The organism is Anoxybacillus sp. FSL W8-1294 (assembly GCF_037965005.1).
In the GTDB taxonomy this organism is placed as follows: Bacteria; Bacillota; Bacilli; order Bacillales; family Anoxybacillaceae; genus Anoxybacillus; species Anoxybacillus flavithermus_G.
The window spans coordinates 2,665,559-2,683,713 of record NZ_CP150179.1 but is presented as its reverse complement, the minus strand read 5'-3'; the positions used below and the strand labels follow the sequence as shown (position 1 = coordinate 2,683,713).

General features: G+C 40.8%; 13 protein-coding genes and 1 pseudogene. All 14 read left to right on the top strand.

What is annotated here, in order from left to right; all coding sequences use genetic code 11:
• Positions 1–202 precede the first annotated feature (202 nt).
• The 14 genes and pseudogenes from NSQ23_RS14560 (at position 203) to NSQ23_RS14495 (ending at position 18,006) form a co-directional block, all read left to right on the top strand.
• Entirely contained in the window at positions 203–3,748 is a 3,546-nt protein-coding gene (locus NSQ23_RS14560; RefSeq protein WP_339171751.1) for an S-layer homology domain-containing protein, read from the top strand.
• Positions 3,749–4,068: 320 nt separating this feature from the next.
• Positions 4,069–5,214: an AAA family ATPase gene (locus NSQ23_RS14555; RefSeq protein ID WP_339171748.1), complete on the top strand. Its 1,146-nt coding sequence runs from the start codon at positions 4,069–4,071 to the stop codon at positions 5,212–5,214.
• A 55-nt stretch (positions 5,215–5,269) separates the two neighbouring features.
• A complete protein-coding gene (radC, locus tag NSQ23_RS14550; protein WP_064220743.1) occupies positions 5,270–5,779 on the top strand; it encodes a DNA repair protein RadC in 510 nt (169 codons plus the stop codon).
• A 14-nt stretch (positions 5,780–5,793) separates the two neighbouring features.
• Positions 5,794–6,093, top strand: coding sequence for a hypothetical protein (locus tag NSQ23_RS14545; protein ID WP_192949104.1), 300 nt, complete (start codon positions 5,794–5,796; stop codon positions 6,091–6,093).
• Between the two features lie 237 nt (positions 6,094–6,330).
• A complete protein-coding gene (locus NSQ23_RS14540) occupies positions 6,331–6,771 on the top strand; it encodes a hypothetical protein (protein ID WP_064221009.1) in 441 nt (146 codons plus the stop codon).
• A gap of 20 nt (positions 6,772–6,791) precedes the next feature.
• Positions 6,792–7,085 carry a helix-turn-helix transcriptional regulator gene (locus tag NSQ23_RS14535; protein WP_064214363.1) on the top strand — a complete coding sequence of 98 codons (294 nt, stop codon included), beginning with the start codon at positions 6,792–6,794 and terminating at the stop codon, positions 7,083–7,085.
• Between the two features lie 394 nt (positions 7,086–7,479).
• Entirely contained in the window at positions 7,480–8,052 is a 573-nt protein-coding gene (locus NSQ23_RS14530) for a transposase (RefSeq protein WP_339171742.1), read from the top strand.
• 1 nt (position 8,053) lies between these two features.
• A complete protein-coding gene (locus tag NSQ23_RS14525) occupies positions 8,054–9,574 on the top strand; it encodes a YifB family Mg chelatase-like AAA ATPase (RefSeq protein WP_339171740.1) in 1,521 nt (506 codons plus the stop codon).
• Positions 9,575–9,761: 187 nt separating this feature from the next.
• Positions 9,762–10,136, top strand: a complete 375-nt coding sequence (locus tag NSQ23_RS14520; protein WP_255707008.1) for a hypothetical protein — start codon at positions 9,762–9,764, stop codon at positions 10,134–10,136.
• A 1-nt stretch (position 10,137) separates the two neighbouring features.
• Positions 10,138–10,509, top strand: coding sequence for a hypothetical protein (locus tag NSQ23_RS14515; RefSeq protein ID WP_237811308.1), 372 nt, complete (start codon positions 10,138–10,140; stop codon positions 10,507–10,509).
• A 219-nt stretch (positions 10,510–10,728) separates the two neighbouring features.
• Positions 10,729–10,836, top strand: coding sequence for a putative holin-like toxin (locus tag NSQ23_RS14510; RefSeq protein ID WP_019418134.1), 108 nt, complete (start codon positions 10,729–10,731; stop codon positions 10,834–10,836).
• A 291-nt stretch (positions 10,837–11,127) separates the two neighbouring features.
• Positions 11,128–11,508, top strand: a pseudogene (locus tag NSQ23_RS14505) (transposase); the annotation flags it as partial.
• Positions 11,509–11,636: 128 nt separating this feature from the next.
• Entirely contained in the window at positions 11,637–11,810 is a 174-nt protein-coding gene (locus NSQ23_RS14500) for a hypothetical protein (protein ID WP_339171733.1), read from the top strand.
• Positions 11,811–11,961: 151 nt separating this feature from the next.
• A complete protein-coding gene (locus NSQ23_RS14495) occupies positions 11,962–18,006 on the top strand; it encodes an alpha-amylase family glycosyl hydrolase (RefSeq protein WP_339171731.1) in 6,045 nt (2,014 codons plus the stop codon).
• The last annotated feature ends 149 nt before the right edge of the window (positions 18,007–18,155 follow it).

Here is an 18,155-nt window from a genome sequence, read left to right as displayed (position 1 = left end):
GAAGGCTACACAATGAATAGTTTTGTTATTCCAATGAAGAAAAAGCATTCAAAAAATGGTTGACTTTAATCATGGAAAAAATTATAATGTAGTTTGTAGTCGTTCACTCGCTAAGTTTAAGAGTTTTATAGAGAAAGCACACATATCTCTTAAATTTAGCTAAACTTAAATAGAAAGAGAAACAAAAGGAGGAAATATGTCGATGGCTTACCAACCAAAGTCTTATCGCAAATTTTTAGCTGGTACAGTCTCTGCAGCAGTTGTTGCTTCAGCGATCGCACCAGTAGCAAGCGCGTCTTTCACAGACGTAGCAGGAAGCGTGCATGCAAATGACATCGCTACATTAGTAGCAAAAGGTTACATTAAAGGATATGCAGACGGTACATTCAAACCAAACAAACCGTTAACACGCGGTGAAGCTGCAATCATCTTCTCACGCATTTTAAAAGATGCAGGTGTCAAAGCACCTGAGCAAGGTGCAGGCTTCCCAGACGTTCCAGCGAGCAAAGCTGAATTAGCAGAAGCTGTTGCGATCGTGAAAGCTGCTGGAATCATGACTGGAGACGAAAAAGGCAACTTCAACCCGAACGCAAACATCACTCGCGAGCAAATGGCGAAAGTCGTTGTTGAAGCGTTCAAATTAACAAAACCAGCAAACCACACAACGAAAGTAACTGACCTTGACAAAGCTGGCTCATGGGCGCGTGAGTACATTCAAACATTAGAAGCAAACGGTGTAACGAAAAACACAGAATTTGCACCAAAACAAAACGTCACACGCGGTCAATTCGCTTCGTTCGTTGTTCGTGCGATGGATGTGAAAAAAGAAGTTTCTGCAGCTGATATCACGGCTGTGAAGCTTGTTGACGAAAAAACATTAGAAGTTACATTCAACGGCGAATTGAAAGAAGTGAAAAAAGAAGACTTCGCCATCCAAGGCGTTGAAATCGAGTCTGTATCAATCAAAGCTGCAGCTGCTGAAGCAAAAACAACAGTTGTTGTAATCAAAACAAAAACAGCGTTGCAAGAAGGAAAATCTTACAACGTATCTTACAAAGGTCAAACAACAGACAAAGCGAAAGTTGATGTGCCTGTTGTAACGCCTAAGGTTGAGAGTGTAAGTGCGAATAACCTTAACCAAATCCTTGTTAAATTTAACAAAGAACTTGATAAAGATTCAGCTGAGAACTTAGCTAACTATACATTAAACAACGGTACTGTAAATGCTGCGTTAAATAACGCTGCATGGACAGAAGCTCCGAAAGCAACACTTCAAGCAGATGGAAAATCAGTATTAATTACTCTTGATACTGACACTGATAGCACGCGCCAAACTTTAGCTAACCAAATCGAGTCAAAATTAACTATTGATGGCGTGAAAACTAAAGACGGCAAAGCTATCGCTAAATCTGAACACAAATTCTCTTATACTGATGCAACAGTTCCAACTGTAGAATCAGTATCAATGGAAGGTAACAAAGTAATCGTTGTGAAATTCTCTGAAGCAGTTAAAGCTGATCAAGCTGTTAGCGTTGCGAACTATCAAATCGATGGAGTTTCTCTAAGTGCTTATGGAGTAGGTACTCCTCAATGGGATGCTGAGAAAAATGAAGTTCGTATTCCATTAACAACAGCTTTAGCTGATAAAACTTACAAGTTAAAAGTATCTGTAAATAACGGAATTGAGGATATTGCAGGATACAAATTATTGCAAGTTGAGAAAGATTTAACAGTTGTAACTGATAAAACTGTTGGTAAAATGACAGAAGTGTCAGTAGCAGCTGATAAATCATATGTATTGGTTAAATTCGACAAAGCTCTTGCTCCTTCTAGCTTTGTAACTGGTCAGCCGTTATTCATTGATGGAGTAAACGTATTTAACTCATCTACAATTTCTCGTACTATTGAAAACGGTGCGTTGAAATTAACTCCAGCTGGTGCAGGAACAGACTTTAACACTATCATCGCAAATGGTATCCATGCTGTTAACTTGAAGAGCGATGATAACAACTATTTAGTAGATGCATACGGTATTAAAGTTGCTGCCGGAGCTACTTCTTATAATGTAGTAGCTGACACTACTAAGCCGACTGTTGAAAATGTAACAGTAAATGAAGGCGCAACAACCATTGAAGTTAAATTTAGCGAGTCTGTAGATAGCGCAACTGCACAAAATCGTTTCAACTACACATTGAAAAAAGCTGACGGTTCAGTTGTTACTATCTCTAATGCAACATTCAAATCTGGTTCTACTAATACTGTTCAGTTAACTGTAAGTGCATTAGCTGCTGGTAACTATACATTAACTGTACAAAATGTTAAAGACCGTGCTGGCAACACAATGGACTCTTATAGCACATCTTTATCAGTAGCAGACTTAGTTGCTCCGACAGTAACAGCTGTTAAACAAGGTACAGGCTCTAACAGCAACAGCATTTATGTATACTTCAGCGAAGCTGTAAATACAGCAACAGCTACAGATGTAAATAACTATCTATACAATAATAAAGCTTTACCAGCAGGTACTTCTATTACTGCTCTATCTGCTAGTGCAGTTAAAATTACATTACCTTCTAGCACTACAGTAACACAAGGTACACCATTTGCGGTATCTAACAACGTTACTGACGTAGCTGGAAACAAAATTGCTGGTTATGGTTACCAAACAACTGTATCTGGTACAGTTACTAACGACTTAGGTTTAGCATCTGGAACAGCTGTAAAAGTTGTTGATAAGCGTACTGTACAGGTTACTTTAAATAAAGAACTTAAGTCTGTAAATGCTTTAGACTTCCAGTTCAAAGTAAGCAATGGTTCTGGTGGAGCTACATGGACAACTGTACCACAGCAAAATGTTTCTTATGTGAACAGCGATGGTAAGGCAACTATTACATTCAAATTCAACTCTGATGTGGTTGATGAAGATGGTAAATTTGCAACTGGTGCTACTAGAACAGCTATTGCGGTTCGCACTAACCAAACAAGTGAATATACATTTGGTACAGTAGCTGTTGATGATACAACATTTGTAAACACTGCTCTTAACGGTGCAACAGGTACTGATGCAGCTGATAAGATTGCACCAACACTTGCATCTACAAACGGTATCGTTACTGTAGATTCAAATAACAATGGTAAGATTGATAAAATCAAGCTTACATTTACTGAAGCAATCAATGGAAATTACTTATCAGCAACTACATTTGATGTATCTGGATACACAGTTACAGGTGCTGCATTAGATGGTTCAGATTCTAAGGTAGTATGGATTACAGTAGCTGAAAAATCTACTCCAGATACAGACGCAACACCAAACATTGTTCGTTTAGGTACTGTTAAAGATGCTAATGGTAATGATTTTACAGGATTAACGACAGCTAGTGCTTCGGTGGATCAAGCTGCACCAGTAATCATTTCAGCTAAATATGTTGATGCAAACGGAGATAGTTCTGTATCAGCTGGAGATAAGGTGGAAATCACATTCTCCGAAAATGTTAAGTTAATTAGCGGTGCTGTTCTGGCTGATCTAGCAAATGACTTTGTTCTTTCTAGTGCTGGTTCATTCGGTTCAACTCCAACATTCGCAATTGATGGTAACAAAGTAACCGTTACTCTAGGTACTTCACCTTCGTTGACTGTTGGAACAACCACAGTTGAGTTAACGTCGACTGCTAGCAATGTTAGCTTAGAAGACAACACTGGTGTTGACGCAATAGTTTCTTCTGCACCTAAGACTATTACTAACTAATGGGTTACGTGCAAAAAAAGGGTAGGGTGCCTGTCACCCGTCGAAGTTTGTCGAAGATTAATAGAAACAGAGAGTCATTGGGTGGCTCTCTGTTTCTTTTTTATCCGCATCAACGAGCATTTGAAACATATATGATCCCTTTGAACGTCTTCATTCCATTGTGGAACAGGGGCGATTTTTTTGGAAAAGTGCGCGAATATTGTCGAATTGCCTATCTTATTTACGGAATTTGTCGAAAAATAAAGACGAATTCATGAAAGATTTTCTCGTTATATGTCGAATCATTGATGTGTAGCGAGTTTCGGAAAGGAGAGGAAAGGATGTTTATTCGAGAGATAAAAATTAAGAACTTTAGAGGAATTACGGAGTTTCAAGCTGTTATGACTAATCATATGCTTTCCATTGTTGGGCAAAATGATGTCGGAAAGTCATCTGTATTGAAAGCTATCCGTATTTTTTTCGATGATGACAAAATAACCGCTGAAGATTTTCCGAAGCACGATTCTCAGCTACCTGTTGAGATTGAAATGGTCTTACATATAGATGATGAAGTATTAGAGTCACTTAAAGTAGATAATACTTTGCGTTTGAAGCAAATTTTTCATCTTATGGACGGAAAGATAACTGCAAAAAAGAGCGTTTACATGGAGAACAGAAAACCTTCTATGGAGGAATTGGATAATTATTCGCAGTTAAAAAAAATCGGTATCGGGTTGGGAGTAGAGTTCCCTAAAACCAAACCTAAAGAAAATGAGAAAATTGAAGAACTTAAACAAAAGGTTATGGAAAGAATTAATAATATGGAACAGTATACTTGGAATGACGCGAGTGAATATTGGAAAGAAATAAGTACAAAATTTCCAAACGTTGTTTATATTCCTGCAGCCCAAGATCATGAAAACGAACAAAAAGTTACAAACGATACATCGGCTTTTGGTAAGCTATTTCGAGTAGGTATAAAAAAATGGGTAAAATTAGATGAGGAGAGTAATCATGCCGTGGAAGTATTGACGGATAAATTGAAGGAGTTGAACAAAGGGATTTTATCGATAGTGGAGAAAAATTTAAAACAGCAGGTTGTGTTAGCGGAAGAGTTATTTCCAAAAATAGATCCTTTAGACGTTAGTAAAGGATTTTCTTTCACTCTTTATGTGAAAGATAGTCATGGAGTAGAAACCCCTTTGTACAATAGAGGAAGTGGATTACAAAGAGCTGTGCTTGTGGCTGCCATCCGTTCACAAGCTGAAGTAGAGCAAATGATTGAAAGACAGCGATTGAAAAAAGAGACAAGTGGTGATGAAGAAATAAAGAAAATTGCTATTCCGCCTACATTGTACATATTTGGCACGGTGCCTGTCACCCGTCGAAGATTGTCGAAGATTGATAGAAACAGAGAGTCGTTGTATGGCTCTCTGTTTCTTTTTTTCTGCATCAAACGTCATTTGAAGCATATATTATATCTTTGAACGCCTCAATTCCTTTCGGGGAATTGGGGCTATTTTTGTTTTAGGAGGGAAAAGGATGAGCAAGTATCAAACCATCAACCACCAGCAGCTAGAGTTGCTAGAAAGAGAGGTGCCTGCCAAGCAGCCAGCGAAGCGCGTCAACATTGTAAGCCTGAAGCTCGTTCGTGAGTCTAGCGTGCTGTACAAGGAGCGGCAAATCAAATCCCCAGAGGATGCGTACAAGTTGTTGAAGCCGTTTCTCGTGGAAGCTGACCGCGAGAAGTTTGTCGTTGTCTGCCTTGACACGAAAAACCAGCCGACCGCCATCAACATTTGCCATGTGGGTAGCTTGAACGCTAGTATCGTGCATCCGAGGGAAGTGATGAAGGCTGCCATTCTCTCCAACTCTGCTTCTATCATCGTTGCCCATAATCATCCCAGCGGTCATTGCGAGCCGTCGAGGGAAGACATCGAGGTAACGAAACGGTTAGTAGAGGCTGGAAGAATCGTTGGCATTGATGTGCTAGACCATTTGATTGTTTGCCCTGAACGATATTTGTCGCTGAAAGAAAAAGGATATATTTGAGAGGAGACAAGAAGATGTTGCACATGGATTGGTTTGTAAGGACAATGGAAAGAACGTTCAACGTGGCAGTCAACATTGACGAGGTGGGCTATGAAGCGTACGAATTCTATCACGAAGAGTTGGACAACTATCTTGTACCCGAAGAGCATCTGGAAAAGCTGCCGAATCCGCTGCTTTTTGAGGCACTAATGTACGTGGATGCAGAAGGATACGAATGGATTGCCGGAGTGGTCGTCAATGAGGAGACGAGAAAGAAGCTGTACGAAGTGTGGATAAAGAACGGAGAGCCAATCGCTTACGAAATATATGTCTAAGATTGGCGGATGTTCGTCCGAGAATCTCACGGCTAGACCAAATGAAAGGGGAAGGGAAAATGGCAAAATACCATCGCACCATCATTGACGGAGTGCCGTACTATCGGGAATACAGCTACGGAATGGCAATCTATTTATTAGAAAAAAAGTTGTTCAGTATTCCCTAATTATAAATTATTGTGTTTCAGTAGCATAAATGCTATCATATGTGTAATAATATTATGTAAAGGGTAGAGGATGTTGTTTGAGGTAATATACACAGGAAATGTAAAGGAATTTGAAAATTATCTCTTGAATAAGGCAGAGCAAGAACTTAGACAAAAAGGTCATTCGGGTATATGGTGTCATGTTGCTGATGTATATGCAAGGCAACTTACGATTATTCAACATAATCCATATCCTTCTGATCCAGAGGACAACAGCTTTCTGGACGATATAACCCCTCCATCATTGAAACATCTTAGCATGAATACTCGTTATGATAATTTTTACAGATGGGGTATAAGGGGTGGAAGAACTGGAAATCACAGGATTATATTTGCGATCCACAATTTTTCAAAAGTCATACTGCTCCATTATTTCGACAAGCAGTATAATGGAGCGATAAGACGAGAGGATATTGTGCCTGCCGAATCAGCATATGAAAGTTATTGCGCTTTTGATCCTTACCTTTATTGATCAACTGGGAGGGAAAAAGAATGAGTGATTTTTTTAAGAAATATGCAGCCATTCGAGGCGAGCAGCATGTTCAAAAACTTCAATTAGAGGGAACTATAGCTTCACAGATCAAAACAAGACGGAAGCAGCTGAATATGTCTCAACAGGAACTTGCAGACCGTATTGGAGTTCCAAAATCCACGATTGGGAGAATTGAAGCGGGGCTTACAAGCCCTAGAGTAGAGACACTTTTTAAAATCTCGCAGGCATTGAATACCCCTTTCATCATTGATGGTACAAGTAGACAGGATCATAACTTGCATGTTCAAGTTTAGCGCATCATTCATACGCTTATATTATCGAAGCAGTTCCTTGCTAACATTGACTGTTACCATCGTCGTCTATATAAACAAAAAGAAATAACCGTCCCCCTCGACCAAAGGTGTGAAACGGTTATTTCTTTTTTATCTGTTACACATCTAAAGGTCAGCCGCTCTTCTTGCGGCATGTAGTTGCCCGCTGAGTGTTCACCGCACTCAGCTTTTTTATTTTATGAAATATCTGCTTATATTATACAAATGATATCGCTGGTTTGACAAGTGGCATAAGTGTCACCCGTCGAGAGAGTAGTTTTACGTGCAGAGTATCAAAAAATTTTTCTTTTGATGCAGGATTTTCGCTGTTTTTGTCGAAGGGATATGGCGAGAAAGTTCGTGTGAGGTGAGGTGTGTGGGTCGGGCAAGGCGGATATGGGTGCCGCATTTGTTTTATCACATTGTGTGCCGTGGAAATCGGCGTGATCCGTTGTTTAAAGAAGCAAATGATTTCCGCGCATTTTTGTATATCCTCGAACAGCTCCATGAAAACATTCCGTTTGAAATTGCTTCATATTGTTTTATGACAAATCATTTTCATCTTCAACTTCGCTCGCAACAACAATCCATTTCCAAAGTCATGGCACTGGTTAACAAACGATACGCCAACTATTACAATACGCGTTACGGGTTAACTGGTCATGTGTTTGAAAAGCGTTACTTCAGTAAACTCATTGACGATGATGCAGGGATGTTAGAAGTCAGTCGCTATATTCATCTCAACCCTGTCGAGGCACGTATGGTGCATCTTCCCGAACATTATCGTTGGAGCAGTTTCCACTTTTATCACCAATCTACCTCATTGCCTTCGTTTATGAACATTGATGTACTCCTTCGTTACTTTTCTGGAACAATGAATGAAAAAAAGAAAGCATATGTGCAGTTTGTGAAAGAAGATGTTGTACCGAACTGTGTCAAGGAGGAATAACATGAAAGTTTGTAGTATCGGTTTGCGTGGGATGGAAGGATACCGCGTACAAGTGGAAGTGAAAGAACTGCCGGGAATGCCTTCAGTTGTGATTGTTGGATTGCCGGATACATCGGTGAAAGAAGCAAAGGAACGAGTCATTGCGGCATTGCATGCGTTTGGATGTGATGTCATGAATCAAAAACTTGTCATCCATCTGTCGCCGCCCGAGCGAAAAAAACAAAGCCCGATGTTTGATCTAGCAATGGCGATTGGTATTTTAAAAGTAAAAGGAAAACTCGAGCAACCAATTCCGTCACATATCGCATTTTTAGGCTCATTGTCATTAGATGGAACGATTCAGTCAGTAGATGGCATGTTACCAGCTATTTTAGCTGCCAAAAAACTCGGCTTTCAACAAGTATATGCCCCATATGATCCGACATTTCCCTTTCAATACCTGCAGCATATCGATTGTGTTTTTGTTCAAACATTAGATCAAGTGATGCAATGTTTACAAGGTCAACCAGTGTTATTTTCGACGAATCATCTCCCTTCAGCTGTCGATCCACCTCAAAAAACTCATCGTGATTTTGAACATATCATCGGACATGACTACGCCAAGTATGCACTTGAAGTTTCTGCTGCAGGAGAACATAACGTGTTAATGATCGGACCACCAGGGTGTGGGAAAAGCCTGTTAGCCGAAACGTTTCCAACGATTTTACCGCGCCTTTCCGATGAAGCGCAGTTGGAAGTACTTAGTTTATACCAACTCGCAGGAGAAACGAAAAACGATTCCTCTCCACCGTTTCGTCATCCCCATCATTCAACATCTTCTATAGCATTGATTGGAGGAGGGACGCAGCCGAAACCAGGGGAAGTTTCGCTTGCCCATCGTGGGGTATTATTTCTTGATGAAATGGCAGAGTTTACGAAAAAGACGTTGGACATGCTTCGCCAGCCATTAGAAACAGGAAAAGTGACGATTAGCCGCGTTTCGTCGACGGTGACGTATCCAGCACATTTCATTTTGATCGGGGCGATGAATCCATGCCCATGCGGCTATTTCGGTTCGAAAAAACGCTATTGCATATGTAGCCCAAAACAGATCCACGCCTATCGCCAACGTATCTCCGGACCGATTTACGACCGCATCGATATATTGTTATCGTTAGAAGCAGTAGATTTGACTCAAAAATCAAAGCAAGTAGACTGTTCGGAAACGATTCGTCGCCGTGTGGAAGCTGCGCGTTTCCGGCAATTCGAACGATATGGGGAAGAAATAACAAACGGCCGTGTGCCGATGGACGTGCTGCTTGCGAAAAGTCCGCTAACGAAAGGGCAACAACAACTGCTTCAACATTGGGCGGCTATGAATGACTGGAGCAACCGCGTGCAAACAAAAATCGTTCGCCTTGCTCGCACCATTGCCGATTTAGCAGAAGCGGAAAACATCACCGATGAAGCATTATGGAAGGCGATGGCGTTTCGGAGAATAAAAGAAGGACGTCAAGAAAGGAATATGAAGGAAGGATGTTGAGTGGAGATAGGGAGAGTGATTGGATAGCGTGCCAGTCACTAAAGTATGTTAGGAATGTAAAGAATGAATGTATGAACAAATGAAATATAGATAGTAAATGTGTTGTTTTCTGTGTAGAATTATGTGTATAATATAGATAATAATGCATATACTAAAGAAGGAAGGATGGAAAGTGGGTGTTCATATATTGCCAAAAGAACAATATCCTATTGCCAACACAAACACATTGAATTTTTTGAAAACGAATGTTTTAAGTGTTACGGATCTTTCTAGAACAAAAAAATTATCAGAGATACTGGATCGTTTTTCAAATGGAGTCTCAGATGAGGTATTTGTTATTCAAAATGCAAAAAAGAAAGATGCACTGGCTGTAGTTGTTGATATAGATTATTTTGAGCAGTTGCTCCAAATAAAAGAAGTTGTAGAAGAAGCACTTGACCAAATTGTTATGGAAGAGGCATATGCACGTAAGAATAAACCTGTAAATCAAACTTTATCAGATATTTTTGATGAAGAGGATATTAATGTAAACGAACTAATGAAATTATTAGAGGAAGATTGATGTGAAAACGCTTGAAGATTTGCAGGAGATTATTTTAGAAAAATATAATGTTGAACTGAGGTTTGTTGAGGATGTAAAGCAGGATATTAAAGCGATTAATAAAGGACATAGACAAACCATTTTATTAGAAATTTTAAGAAGGGCAAAGCAAGGTCCCCTATTTAAGCCGGATGGAGTTGCTGAATCGTTACATGGGGACTTGCATGGTTTCGCAAAGATTAAGTCGAAGTCACTAAATATTAGAATTATTTATCGCCCGGTTGAAGGACAGCCGATAAGGATGGAAATAATTGCGATAGGTCCTCGTGATAAAGAAAAGGCATATCGAATGGCTGCGGAACGTTTACAAAAATTCTTCATGGAAATGGGATAGCATGCCTGCCACGCCCCGAAGTTTGTCGAAGATTGATAGAGACAGAGAGTCACATGGCTCTCTGTCTCTTTTTCTGCATTCTTGTTGATGTGCTGTGACATTTTTTGTAGTAGTGGTTGTTGAAATTGCGAGGGTGATAGAAAAATGTTACAATCTCTGTAGCAGCTACATAAGCAGGGTGGGCGGTTGACCACTTCCCCAATGGAGGGAGGTGGGAGTATGACGACGTATGAAGCATTGAGTCTTATTGCGCAATTCAGCTTAGTGTTCATCGGAATGCTAACATTGACTGTCACCATCGTCGTCTATATAAACAAAAAGAAATAACCGCTCTCCCGCGACCAACGGATGAAGACGGTTACTTCTTTTTGGTAATCTCTAATTCGGTTCGGTCAGCCGCTCTTCTTGCGGCATGTAGTTGCCTGCTGAGTGTTCACCGCACTCAGCTTTTTTATTTTACGAAGTATCTGTTTATATTATACAAATGATATCGCTGGTTTGACAAGTGGGATGGGGCAGCGTACCAATCACCTGTCGAGAGAAATTTTTCTTTTGATGCAGGATTTTGTCCGTTTTTGGCGAAAGGGTATGCAAAAAAATTCATGTGAGGTGAGGTGTGTGGGTCGGGCAAGGCGGATATGGGTGCCGCATTTGTTTTATCACATTGTGTGCCGTGGAAATCGGCGTGATCCGTTGTTTAAAGAAGTAAATGATTTCCGCGCGTTTTTGCATATCCTCGAACAGCTTCATGAAAGCATTCCGTTTGAAATTGCTTCGTATTGCCTTATGACGAATCATTTTCATCTTCAACTTCGCTCACCACAACAATCCATTTCCAAAGTCATGGCACTGATTAATAAACGATACGCCAATTATTACAATACACGTTACGGATTAATCGGTCATGTGTTTGAAAAGCGTTACTTCAGTAAACTCATTGACGATGACGCTGGGATGTTAGAAGTCAGTCGCTATATCCACCTCAACCTTGTCGAGGCGCGTAACGAGAGTAGCTTTTCGCGAAATCGGGCGCGATGAACAAGGAAGGAAACAGTCTTGTAAGTTTTCTGTAACGGTGTTAAATATGGTGAGAGTGATCCGAATGGCGGAAGAAAGAGCGAGAATCAATGAAAGTCAGCAGGCAAAAAAAATATTTAAGCGCAAGATTAGGTTTGGAAAGTAAACCGATGCAAAATAAAGTAGATCGTATTACGGATTTGTATTTGTTGCATCATTTGCTAGACGATTTATATCGAACAGAGAAGAAAGGTTTACGATCATGGCGAATGAGAGTATTATAAATACGCAAAAAATTCAAAAATATTTTGTTGAAATTTTTGAATTTTTTATGTACGATACTTAGTAAGTGAGGCTGTTTGCATCCCCCTTACTGTACCCCTTTGTGCAAACGGTTTCACTTGAAAGAAAATTTAAATAAAGGAGGAGCAAATGGTGAAGGGAAGATGGAGAAAGTATGTCGCTTATTTCTCAATCTTTTTGCTTTTTGCACAGTTGTTTTCATTTAGTGCAATCGTTCGCGCAAATGAACCAGTGCAAAGCCCTGTTGTCAACGGAAACGATGTGACGTTTCGCTACGTTGGAACGGGAGAAGAGAAGTCCGTTTTGCTGGTCGGATCGTTTAATGACTGGCAAACAGATGGTGAGAAAAAGATTGAATTGACGAAAGAAAGCGATTATATTTGGTCAGTAACAAAAACGCTTCCAGATGGAACGTACATGTACAAATTTGTTGTAGATGGAAACTGGGTGGCTGATCCGTTAAATGCCAATCAAGCTGATGACGGGTATGGCGGAAAAAATAGCGTCGTCGTTGTCGGTCAACCTGTCGAACAACAACGAATCGTCACGCTTGTTGGGAACTTACAAGATGAATTTGGACATACAAGTGAATGGGATCCGAAAGCGACTGCTACGATCATGACATATGAAGGTAATGGATTGTACACATTCACAGGAACGCTTCCAGCAGGAACGTATGAATACAAAATTGCCATAAACGGTAGTTGGGGTGAAAACTACGGCGCTGGGGGACGTGGTGGTAGCAACATTTTACTTACGTTACAACAAGAAACGAAAGTGACGTTTTATTATAACGATCGTACACATGCGATTGCCGATTCGACATGGTATACGCCAATTCCAAAAGAAAAACAGCCGCGATTAGTCGGAACGATTTTGCCTGCGATCGGCTATGAAAAAGAAGTCAATGGTTGGACGCCTGAGACGTCAACCGCATTTTTTACAGACGATAACTTTGACTCCGTTTATACATTTAGCGCACGTGTGCCAAAAGGAACATATGAATATAAAGTAGTGTTAGGGAATAATTGGAGTGAAGAAAACTATCCACAAGATAACGCAAGGTTGAATGTGTTAGAAGAAACGATCATTACGTTTTTCTTTGATGCGAAAACAAAAGCTGTGTATACAGATTACAGCCCAACAGGTTCAGATGGAGCGGTACAAAAAGATCGATTGAAACATAACACATGGGACTCTTTATATCGTCAGCCGTTTGGAGCAGTGAAAGAAGGAACGGAAGTGACGTTACGTTTAGCTGCGAAAAAAGGAGATGTAACAAAAGCGAGCTTATATGTAAAAAATACAACAACTGGAACAGCGAAGTTATATTCCATGAACAAAGTCGGTGTCATTGGTGACGATGAATATTGGGAAGCAACATTTACACCAGATGACAAAGGATTATATGGCTATAAATTTATCGCGATGGACGGCTCTGCCAAAGCGGAATATGGTGAAGATACACAAGAAGGTCAATGGGGACGAGTGGTCGATAAAAATGCGGAATTGTTCCAATTGACCGTGTATGATCCAAACTATAAAACGCCAGATTGGATGAAACAGGCGGTTGTATATCAAATTTTCCCTGATCGTTTCTTTAATGGGAATCCAAATAACGACAAGGTGAAAAAATATGGGCGTGGAAATGAGCCAATTGAGTATCGGGAGTGGTCGCAACTTCCTGACAATCCACGTATGAAAGGGACAGCTGGATATGATGGTGATGGCATTTGGTCGAACGACTTTTTCGGTGGAGATATTGCAGGAATTGAACAAAAGCTAGATTACTTGCAGTCTTTAGGTGTAAATACAATTTACTTAAACCCGATTGCTAAAGCGCCGTCAAACCATAAATATGATGCGAATGACTACAAAGAGCTTGATCCAATGTTCGGAACGCCTGAAGAGTTTGAATCATTTGTGGAAGCGGTTGCATCACGCGGTATGCATCTTATTTTAGATGGGGTATTTAATCATGTATCCGACGATTCTATTTACTTTGATCGTTACGGAAAATATCCGACTGTTGGGGCATATGAATATTGGTCGGCTGTGTATGATTTGATGAACGATAAAGGGTTGTCGGAAGAGGAAGCGTGTGCTCAAGTTGCACAAAAGTTTAAAGCTGAGGGACAACAGTTCAGTCCGTACGGATTCCATTTATGGTTTAATATCGAGAATGAAAAAGTAAATGGTGTATATAAATATCAATCGTGGTGGGGATTTGATAGTTTACCAGAATTTAAGTCTGTCACTGGAACGAAAGTAAAGTATGCGAGCGAGTTAAATAACGTACAGCTTGCAAATTACATTTTTTATGAAGACGATTCCGTCGCCAAAAGCTGGATTACGCGCGGAGCATCCGGTTGGCGTTTAGATGTAGCTAATGAGGTGGATACGGAGTTTTGGCGTGAGTTTCGTAAAGAGTTATTGCAAGGTGACTATGACCGTGGGCCAACGCTCAAAAACGGACAACAGCCGTTAATTCTCGGTGAAATTTGGGATGATGCATCAAAATACTTCCTTGGTGATCAATACGATTCAGTCATGAACTACCGTTTCCGCGGAGCTGTATTAGACTTTTTACGAAATGGGAAAGCGGAAGATATTGATGCCCGATTAACAGCCATTCGTGAAGATTACCCGAAAGAAGCATTTTATGCGCTCATGAACTTAATTGGTTCACACGATACGGCACGCGCTGTTTTCTTACTTGGGAACGGAACGGATTCATACGAACGTGCAGAACTTGACCCGAATTATGATGAAGAACTCGGTAAAAAGCGGTTAAAACTTGCTGCTATTTTCCAAATGGGTTATCCGGGAGCACCAACGATTTACTACGGCGATGAAGCAGGTGTAACAGGCTCTAAAGATCCAGACAATCGTCGTACGTATCCGTGGGGAAGCGAAGACAAGGAGCTTATTGCACATTATCAAAAAGTAGGTAAGATTCGCGAGAAGTATCAAGATGTATTAGCGAAAGGAACAATTGAGACAGTATATGCGAAAGGTGATGTGTACGTCTTTGCCCGTCAGTACGGAAAAGATGTTGCGCTTATCGCGATGAACCGTGGGAATAGCGCGCAAACGGTACAGTTGGATGTTTCTTCAATCATTCCGAATGGAACAAGCTTTGTTGATGAACTACATGACGAATATGAAGTGACAGTATCGAATGGAGAGGTACAGCTAAACATTCCTGCATTTGATGGACGCATGTTGTTTGGAAAAGTAACCGTTAATATGCCGAATGAAGTGACGAACGTTCAAGCGACAGCAGGCGTTGGACAAGTGACATTAACGTGGGAAGGCGATGCACCAACGTACCGTATTTATCAATCTACATTAAAAGGTGCAGGTTATGAGCTTGTGAAAGAAACGAGTGAAGAGACAGCTGTGATAGACAATTTGAAAAACAGTACAGCATATTACTTTGCGATTACAGCTGTTGATGGAAATGGGAATGAGTCCGTGAAAGTAGAAACAAGTCGCGTTGTACCACATTATCCATTAACAAAAGAGGACGTTTCTTTACTTTCCGAAGTGAACGGTGGCCTGCTCGATTTAGCTACGCCAATAACGGTGGAAGCAAAAGCGCAAATTGCTGATGTAACGAAACATGGGCTAGCTGATGGTCTTCAAGCTGTATTACAAGTGAAAAAACCGAATAGCGACAAATGGGAAGACATACAAGCAACGTACGACCGACAAGATGGCGATGCGAACGTATTCCGTGCATCGTTCACTCCGCTACAAGCAGGAACGTACACGTATCGTTATGGATTTACGACAAATCTTGGCGGTAATTGGGTGTACACAAGCGAAAAAACATTTACGCTTACCGCAAATACAGAAGATACGCAAGCACCTGCCAAGGGGATTCAACTTGTTCAACCAGACGTTGAATCCGGTCAAGTGAATTTAACGTGGTCGTTCGAAGGTCTAGATGACAATGATGCCTATATGCTTATCATTGAGCGTGATGGTCAAATCGTCCATACAACAACGAATATCGGTACATCATTTACTGATTACGATGTTGAAAACGGAAAAACATATACGTATGTTGTGAAGTTGTATGACCGTGCTGGGAACGTTGTCGCATCAAATGACGTGCAAATTACGCCAGACATCGTTATGGTTCAAGTGACGTTTAAAGTGAGAGCGCCTAGTTACACGCCGTTAGATACGCTCATTACTATTCCAAACAGCTTGAACGGTTGGAACACAGGAGCTTGGAAAATGACGCGTGGTGGAGCGGTCACGCCTGATTGGGAGTTTACGACAGAACTTCAAGAAGGCGAAACGATTACTTATAAATACGTAAAAGGTAGCTCATGGGATCAAGAAGGGCTAGCTGATCATACGCGTGACGATCAAAAAGATGATGACGTCAGCTACTACGGTTACGGTTCGATTGGTACAGAATTAAAAGTGACTGTGCACAATCAAGGTAATAATAAAATGGTCATCCAAGACTATATTTTACGTTGGATTGACATGCCTGTCGTTGTTGAAGATGTCACCAAAGACGGTGATCGTGTGACGATTAAAGGAAATGCGATTAAAGATGGGGTATTAACAATTAATAAAGAGCGTGTAACAATTCAAGACGACATGTCATTTACGTATACGTTCACACCAGCAGCAAACCAAAAAGAAGTAGCCATCCACATTGAACCGTCTGAAAGAAGCAAATCTGATAAATTCAAAAAAGACGGTGGTGCGATTGCGAAAAATACGAAGGATTACGTATTAAACCTCGACACAAAACAATTACGTGAAGGGGTGTTAACTGAGCAGCCAGACAGCGGCACAACACCAGGTAGTGGCACAACACCAGGTAGCGGCACAACACCAGGTAGTGGTACAACGCCAGGTAGTGGCACAACACCAGGAAGTGGCACAACACCAGGTAGCGGTACAACGCCAGGTAGTGGCACAACGCCAGGAAAAGTCGAAAACGGTGCAGTTGTTTTACAACCACAAGTAGTGACGAAAGAAAAAGATGGAAAAGTCGTAGAGAAAGTTGCGACCGTTTCGTCAAATGAAGTGGCTTCTATTGTTAGCGCACTTTCAAATGAAAATAAACAAGTTGTCATCTCTCTTGGTTCGCTTGCAAAAGGTGTGACTACAAAAGTAGATGTACCAGCTACATTGTTTACACAGGCGGCAAATAAGCAAGGAGAAGCAACGATTGTGAGTGCAACTGAGCAGGCGACATACAAATTGCCAGCAAAAGAAGTACAAGCGTCTCTGGCAGCGATTGCAAAAACACTCGGTGCGACAGTCGAACAAGTAAACATCTCGATCGAAATGAAAGTAAAAGATGCTCCACAACTACGTGCGAAAGCATTATCTGATGCAGTAGAGTTTCATGTTGTGGCGAAGGCAAACGGAAAAGAACAAGTGATTGATCGTTTTACTCAATATGTTGAACGTGAAATCGTATTGAAGCAGGCGGTGAATGCAAGTCGTTCTATTGTGGTGCGCGTAAACGATGACGGTTCCATTACACCTGTACCGACCACATTTGTTGGCAACAAAGCGGTCATCAAGTCATTGACGAACTCGACATACGTCGTCGTTGAAGGAACACATACATTTGGCGACATCGAGCAACATTGGGCGAAAGGATATATCGAAACATTGGCAGCTAAACAGCTTGTGAAAGGTATGACAGAAACAGCATACCGACCAAATGAGCAGATGACACGTGCCCAGTTTGCTGTGTTGCTTGTACGCGCATTAGCATTGCCACATGAAACATATGACGGTCGATTTGCTGATGTAAAAGGCACAGAATGGTTTAACAAAAACGGTGAATTAGCGGCTGCAGTCAAACTAGGTATCATTCAAGGAAAAACAGCCAATACGTTCGCTCCGAATGAGCCAATCACTCGCGTGGAAGCAGCTGTTATGATCGAGCGAGCATTGAAACTTTCGTTTGTTGGCTATAATGAAGCAACGAAAGACAAAACGAAAAAAGTGACAGATTTCCGCGATACAAAACAGCTGCCAACATGGGCAAAACAGGCGATTGAAGCAGTATACCAAGCAGGAGTCATGCAAGGACGAGATAATGGAAGCTTTGATCCTACGAGCCATATGACGCGTGCCGAAATGGCGAAAGTATTGGTGGAGTTTTTAGGAAAAATAAAATTGATGTAACGAAAGGGAGGCCTCCGATATGGAGGTCTTTCTTGATGTCGGAAAATGTCGAAAATTACATAAGGAAATAGAAAAATAAGAATATTATAATATTTTATGTATTTTATAGTTTTATAACTTTATTTTTCTGTTATAGAAGGGAGAGGAAA